At 73.8% G+C, this 6317-nt stretch carries 6 protein-coding genes; 3 read left to right on the forward strand and 3 right to left on the reverse strand.

The window, feature by feature from the left end; genetic code table 11:
* Positions 1–46 precede the first annotated feature (46 nt).
* A complete protein-coding gene (locus tag ACFY3J_RS11510) occupies positions 47–1360 on the forward strand; it encodes an MFS transporter (protein ID WP_390840779.1) in 1314 nt (437 codons plus the stop codon).
* A 41-nt stretch (positions 1361–1401) separates the two neighbouring features.
* Here ACFY3J_RS11510 and ACFY3J_RS11515 read toward each other — a convergent pair whose 3' ends face one another.
* Positions 1402–2616 carry a flavin-containing monooxygenase gene (locus ACFY3J_RS11515; protein WP_384177782.1) on the reverse strand — a complete coding sequence of 405 codons (1215 nt, stop codon included), beginning with the start codon at positions 2614–2616 and terminating at the stop codon, positions 1402–1404.
* A gap of 141 nt (positions 2617–2757) precedes the next feature.
* On the opposite strand from ACFY3J_RS11515, the gene ACFY3J_RS11520 reads away from it, so the two are divergent.
* Positions 2758–3360, forward strand: coding sequence for a GNAT family N-acetyltransferase (locus ACFY3J_RS11520; RefSeq protein ID WP_390840780.1), 603 nt, complete (start codon positions 2758–2760; stop codon positions 3358–3360).
* A gap of 40 nt (positions 3361–3400) precedes the next feature.
* Complete coding sequence (locus tag ACFY3J_RS11525) at positions 3401–4279, forward strand: GNAT family N-acetyltransferase (RefSeq protein WP_390840781.1); 879 nt, start codon at positions 3401–3403, stop codon at positions 4277–4279.
* 6 nt (positions 4280–4285) lie between these two features.
* Here ACFY3J_RS11525 and ACFY3J_RS11530 read toward each other — a convergent pair whose 3' ends face one another.
* Together ACFY3J_RS11530 and ACFY3J_RS11535 are read right to left on the reverse strand one after the other, a co-directional pair.
* Positions 4286–4951 (reverse strand): pyridoxal 5'-phosphate synthase, encoded by a 666-nt coding sequence (locus ACFY3J_RS11530; RefSeq protein WP_384177788.1) that lies wholly within the window; start codon positions 4949–4951, stop codon positions 4286–4288.
* A 32-nt stretch (positions 4952–4983) separates the two neighbouring features.
* A complete protein-coding gene (locus tag ACFY3J_RS11535; RefSeq protein WP_390840782.1) occupies positions 4984–6144 on the reverse strand; it encodes a WxL protein peptidoglycan domain-containing protein in 1161 nt (386 codons plus the stop codon).
* Between the last annotated feature and the right edge of the window lie 173 nt (positions 6145–6317).

Raw genomic sequence — 6317 nt, forward strand, 5'->3', positions numbered from 1 at the left:
ACGGGCCAGTGGAGGAGATCCGGGCCGGTGCCGGAAGCTCTATGGCGTGACCCAGACAACCGAACCCGCGTCCGCCACCGCGGCCCGGACGCCGTCCGCCCGCCGTGCCTCCCGCGTCCACCGAGCGTGGTTCGTCGCCGCCGTCACCTTCGTCACGATCACCGGCGCCGCGGCCTTCCGCTCGCTGCCCGGCCTGCTCATCGACCCGCTGCACCAGGAGTTCGGCTGGTCGCGGGGCACGATCGGCGCCGCGGTCTCGATCAACCTCGCGCTGTACGGGCTCACCGCGCCCTTCGCCGCCGCGCTCATGGACCGCTTCGGCATCCGCCGGGTGGTCGCCGCCGCGCTCACGGTGATCGCCGTCGGCTCCGGCCTGACCGTGTGGATGACCGCCGCCTGGCAGCTGTGGCTGTGCTGGGGCCTGCTGGTCGGTCTCGGCACCGGCTCGATGGCGCTCGCCTTCGCGGCGACGGTCACCAACCGCTGGTTCACCGCGCGGCGCGGCCTGGTCACCGGCATCCTCACCGCCGCCTCCGCCTCCGGCCAGCTGATCTTCCTGCCGTTCCTGTCCTGGACCGTCCAGTCGCACGGCTGGCGCCCCGCCGCCGTCACGGTGTCGCTCGCGGCCCTCGCCGTCGTCCCCTTCGTCTGGCTGCTGCTGCGCGACCACCCGGCGGACGTGGGCGTCAAGCCGTACGGCGCCGAGGAGTTCGTGCCGAAGCCGGAGCCCGTGCCCGGGGCCGCGCGCCGCACCCTGGCCGTCCTGTCCTCGGCGGTGCGCACCGGCCCCTTCTGGCTGCTGGCCGGCACCTTCGCCATCTGCGGCGCCTCCACCAACGGCCTGATCCAGACCCACTTCGTGCCCGCCGCCCACGACCACGGCATGCCCATCACGGCGGCCGCTTCGCTGCTCGCGGTCATCGGCGTGTTCGACGTGGCCGGCACGATCGCCTCCGGCTGGTTCACCGACCGCTTCGAACCGCGCCGCCTGCTCGCCGTGTACTACGCGCTGCGCGGTGTCTCGCTGCTGTTCCTGCCGATGCTGCTCGCGCCGAGCGTGCACCCGCCGATGATCTTCTTCATCGTCTTCTACGGCCTCGACTGGGTCGCCACCGTGCCGCCCACCCTCGCCCTGTGCCGGGAGCACTACGGCGAGGACAGCGCGATCGTCTTCGGCTGGGTGCTCGCGTCCCACCAGGTCGGGGCGGCGCTGGTCGCCTACCTCGGCGGTCTCGCGCGGGACGTCTTCGGCTCCTACGACGTGGTCTGGTACGCCTCGGGCGCGCTGTGCGCCGCGGCGGCCCTGATGGCGCTGGTGATCAGGCGGCGGCCGACGGTTTTGAGCCCCGCGGCCGTGTGAGGCCTCCGGCGGCAACGCGTCCGACAGGGCGTCGGGGATCGTCAGTCCGGCAGCCGGGAGACCCGGCGGCCGCCCTTGCGGGCGTTCTCCTTCGCGATGGCCCCGGCGATCCTCTCGGCGTCCAGCGCCAGTTCGCGGAGCATGCCGCTGATGGGGTTGGTGAAGCCGGTGAAGTACAGGCCGGGCGCGTTCTTCGGCGTGCGGTGGCCGCGGACGACCGGCCTGCCACGGGAGTCGAGCACGTCCAGATGGCCGACCAGCCCTTCCAGGGCGCGGACGTAGCCGGTGGCGGCGACGACGGCGTCCGGCTGGATGCGCGTGCCGTCGGCGAGGAGGACCTTGCCGCTCTCGAAGCCCTCCACGGCGGCCACGATCTCGACCCTGCCCTTGCGGACCGCGTCGACGAGACCGACGTCCTGGACCGGGATCGAGCCCTCCTCGACCCGCGAGTACAGGCCGGTGCGGGGACGGGGCAGGCCGTGCGCGGAGAGGTCCGGCACGCTCAGCCTCGCGAGCGGTCTCGCGAGCACGTCGACGAGCCGGACCGGCAGCCGCCGTACGAGCACCCCGGTGTGCTGCGCGGCCCACCCGGCGGTCGACCGGCGCACGATGTGCGGGGCGGTGCGCACCGACAGCCGTACGCGCGCGGCCCCGCCCTCCGCCAGGTCCACGGCTATCTCGGCGCCGGTGTTGCCGACGCCGACGACCAGCACGTCACGCCCGGCGTACGGCTCGGCGTTGCGGTACTCGCGGGCGTGCACGAGTTCGCCGGGGCCGCCCTGGTAGGTCTCCCGGCCGGACCAGTCGGGCACGCGGGGCGTGTGGTTGTGGCCGGTGGCGACGACCACCGCGCCACCGGTCAGCTCCCGTCCGCCGGAGGCGCGCAGCAGCCAGCCGGTGCCGTCCGGCGCGGGCTCGACGCGGGAGACCTCGACGCCGGTCACGATCTCCAGCCGGTGGTGCTCGGCGTACTTCTCCAGGTACCGCACCACGTCCTCGCGCGCGACCCATCTGCCGAACCGGCGCGGCATCGGCAGTCCGGGCAGCGCGGACAGGCGCCGGGTGGTGTGCAGGCGCAGCCGGTCGTAGTGCCGCCGCCAGGACGCCCCGACCCGGTCGGACTTCTCCAGGACGACCGCGCGTATCCCCCGCGCGCGCAGCGCCTGCGCGGCGGCCAGCCCGCCCGGACCGCCGCCGATGACGTAGACGGGACGGTCGGCGTGCCGCGCCGCGGAGGCGGTGGTCGAGTCGGTCATGAGCGCGAGAGTAATCGCCCATCTGGTTGATGGGTCGCGGTCAACGCGGGAATCGGTTGCAGGTTGATCACAACCGGACGGCCGTGTGTTCACAACTGAACGACTGTGCGGTCCGGGTGCGCGGCGGTGTCTAATGGGCCGGTGACCACCGACCTTCGTGACCCCGTGGACCTCGCGACCGTACGGACCGCGGGGCACGGGCTGCTGCTGCGCCCGTGGGACCCCGAGTCCGACGCCGACGTACGGGCGTGGCTGCGCGGCATCACCGACCCGGAGTTCCGCCGCTGGAACACACCGCTCGTGCCCGTCACGGACCTCACCGGCGCCCGCGACTCCATGCGGGCACGGGCCGCGCGTGCGCGGGAGGGCTCGGACGCGTCCTTCGCGATCGAGGACGCCGGGAGCGCCACGACGCTCGGGCACATCGGCGTCAACGACATCCGCCCGCGGCTCGGCGTCGCGAGGATCGGCTACTGGGTCCTGCCCGAGGCCCGTGGGCGCGGGGTCGCCACCCGGGCGCTGAAGCTGGTGGCGAGCTGGGCGTTCGGCGAACTGCGCCTGCACCGGCTGGAGCTGGACCACGCCGTCGGGCACGGGGCGTCCTGCCGGGTCGCCGAGCGCTGCGGCTTCCGATGCGAGGGCACGATGCGCGGCGCGATCTTCGAGTCGGAGCGCCGCGACGCCTTCCGGGACGCGCACCTGCACGCGCGTCTGGCCACGGATCCGGAGCCGGACGCCCCCTGAATTCGCGGGCGCCGGACGGCCGTGGACGGGACCATGGGGCATGACTTCCGGGACGACCACCGATGACTGGCACCTGATCGACGATGTCGAGCAATTCTGGGCGCGCGCAGGGGAGTTCCTCCGCTCGCGACCCGCACCGCACACCGTGCACCTGACGGTGACGGAGAACCTGCGCTCGCGCGGCGCGCGGCTCTACGGGGACGCCGACCCCGAGTTCGGCCTGCTGGCCGGAGAAGACGGGGCGGCGGGCGTGCGGGCCGCCTTCTTCCGCACCCCGCCTCATCCGGTGGTCCTCACCGCGCTGACCGAGGAGGAGGCCGCCGTGCTGGCGGCGCGGCTGGCCGGTCCCGGACGCGAGGTGTCCGGTGTGTCGGCGGACCGCGACACCGCCGCCGCCTTCGCCGGGGCCTGGCGTCGCCTCACTGGCGCCGAGGTCTCCCTGCGGCAGCGGATGCGGCTCTACCGGCTGGGCGAGTTGACCGTGCCGCACCCGGTCCCGCCGGGGCGGGCGAGGGTGGCGGGCGAGGCGGACCGGAAGCTACTGGCCCGGTGGTACGAGGAGTTCTGCGCCGCCGTCGGCGAGACGGCCGTCCAGGACGCGGAGAACTGGGCGGACGAGCGCGTCCGGCGCGCTGACGTCATGCTCTGGCAGGACCCGGACGGGACACCCGTCGCCATGGCGGGGACGACTCCGAAGGTCGCCGGGCAGGTGCGGGTGGCCGGTGTCTACACACCGGCGCACCTGCGGGGGCGCGGGTACGCGGGCGCCGTCACCGTCGAGGTCAGCCGCGCGGCGCTGGAGTCGGGGGCCGAGGAGGTGCTGCTGTTCACCGACCTCGCCAATCCGACCAGCAACGGCCTCTACCAGCGGATCGGTTACCGGCCGGTGTCCGACTTCGCGGTGTACGACTTCGGCTGAGCGGGGTCAGGGCCACAGCAGTTCGCGGGCCCAGCCGTCCGGCGTGCGGCGGTAGCGGAGCCGTACGTGGCGGCGCTGGGCGTCGCCCTGGAAGAACTCGGCCTCGGTGGGCCGGAGTCGGTAGAGGGTCCAGGAGGGGACCTCGGTGTCCGGGGCGCTCCGGGCCCGCTCCCAGGCCGACTCCGAGGCCCGGGCCAGCTCGTCCAGGGAGCCCAGGACCTCGCTCTGACGGCCGGTGAGGGCGGCGGCCAGGGCGCCTGTCGAGCGGGCGTGCAGGTCCGAGTGGGCCTCTTCCGGCGGGGCGACCGTGACCGGGCCCCGGACGCGGACCTGGCGCCCCTGGACCGGCCAGTAGAAGGCGAGGGCGGCGTGCGGACGGGCGGCCAGCTGGCGGCCCTTGCGGCTGCCGGCGTGGGTGGCGAAGGACCAGCCCGCGGCGTCCGCGCCGTGCAGCATCACGATGCGGACGTCCGGCCGGCCCTCCTCGTCCGTCGTTGCCAGCGACATCGTGTGCGGCTCGGGCTGCCCGGCCGCGGCCGCCTCCGCCAGCCACCGCGCGAAGAGGGGCAGCGGGGTGGCGGGTGCCGTCGCGGGGTCGAGGGCGGGCAGTTCGGTGAACTCCGGGTCCCAGACGCGAAGTGACGTCAGCAGCTCGTGAAGATCCGGTTCCATGCCCCGAGTATCGCCCCGCCCGGCACCGGAACTCAGCCCTTCTGGGTCTCCCCGGCCTTCTGGGCCTCCGGGGTCTCCTGGATCTCCTCGGCCTCCGGGCTCTCTTCGGGTTCCCGCCCCTCCCGCGTCTCCTTCTCGCGCAGGGCCTGTTCGACCGCGTCCCGTACGCGGGCGTCCTCGCGCAGCTTGCGCCGGGCCCGGCCGCGACGGGCGCGGACGACCGCGCCGGCGATGACCGCGATCAGCAGGACGAGGAGCAGCAGCAGCGTCCACGGGACGGCCCAGCCGTGCGCGGTGGCCCGGACCGGATCGAGCGAGGTGGTGGAGCCGGACGCGTCGGTGAGCAGGGGAGTGAGGGTGGCGGTCGCGGTCAGGCTGACGCCGGGCGTCACGCCGTGCACGGGCACCTTCACCTTCCAGCTCTCGCCCGGGAGCAGCTCCGGCGGTGAGGGTATGCCGCCCGCCTCGGTCCGCAGCCATCCGAACGGGCCCGCGACCGACACCGTCTGCCGGGCCGAGAGCATGGCGTTGCCGGTGTTGTGGATCGTGTACGTGACGGTGGCGTCGCCGGCGGCGAACGGGTTGGCCGAGCCGGAGTAGTCCACGTGCAGGTTCTCGACCGCCAGGGTCGGCCGGAGATCGCCGCCGACCCGCAGCTTGACCCGGATGCCGAGGCGCCGGTCCACGTTGATGCCCTCGGCCTCGTCGGACTGCCGCAGCGAGGTCAGGACACCGCCCACGTAGTCGCCGGGCGTGGCGTTGCCGGGAACGGTGACCGTGAACGGGATCCGGACGGACTTGCCGGGCCGGAGCACGACGTTCTTGCGCTCGGCGTGGACCCAGGCGCCGACGCCGACGGACTTCTTGTCCCTGGTGAGCAGGTCGAGCTGGCCGGTGTCGGTCGTGAAGCCGTCGGCGGCGTAGACGGCCAGGGTGAGCGGGGACTTGCCGCGGTTGGAGACGACCATGGCGTCCTCGACGCGTCCACCGGGGTTCACGGCGTAGCTGAAGCTGGACCGGTCGGCACCGTAGCTGTTCGGCGCCGTCCTGACGGTCCAGGTGACGTCGCCGCCCTCCGCCGCGGCCGGAGTGGCCCGCAGCCCGGTGAGGGCGAAGGCCATGAGCAGGGCCAGGGCGGCGGTGCGGACGAGGGCGGTGACCGTGGTCTTCCGGCGCGTTGCGGGCAGGGGCATCTCGGGGTCCTCGGGCGGTCTGGTGCGGGTCTGGGGCGAGCGGAGGGGTGGGGGCCCCCCCGGGGCCCCCCCCCCCCCCACCCCCCAAAAAAAAGAAAATAACACAACACAAAAAAATAAAATATAAAGGGCTAGAGCCCAGCTAGAACCCCCCCGCACCAACACACACCAAC

The organism is Streptomyces sp. NPDC001231 (assembly GCF_042896885.1).
Taxonomy (GTDB): domain Bacteria; phylum Actinomycetota; class Actinomycetes; order Streptomycetales; family Streptomycetaceae; genus Streptomyces.

Coding starts and splice junctions, on each gene's coding strand:
- ACFY3J_RS11535 (WP_390840782.1), bottom strand. CDS start 6,144: ATGCCCCTGCCCGCAACGCGCCGGAAGACCACGGTCACCGCCCTCGTC.
- ACFY3J_RS11525 (WP_390840781.1), top strand. CDS start 3,401: ATGACTTCCGGGACGACCACCGATGACTGGCACCTGATCGACGATGTC.
- ACFY3J_RS11530 (WP_384177788.1), bottom strand. CDS start 4,951: ATGGAACCGGATCTTCACGAGCTGCTGACGTCACTTCGCGTCTGGGAC.
- ACFY3J_RS11515 (WP_384177782.1), bottom strand. CDS start 2,616: ATGACCGACTCGACCACCGCCTCCGCGGCGCGGCACGCCGACCGTCCC.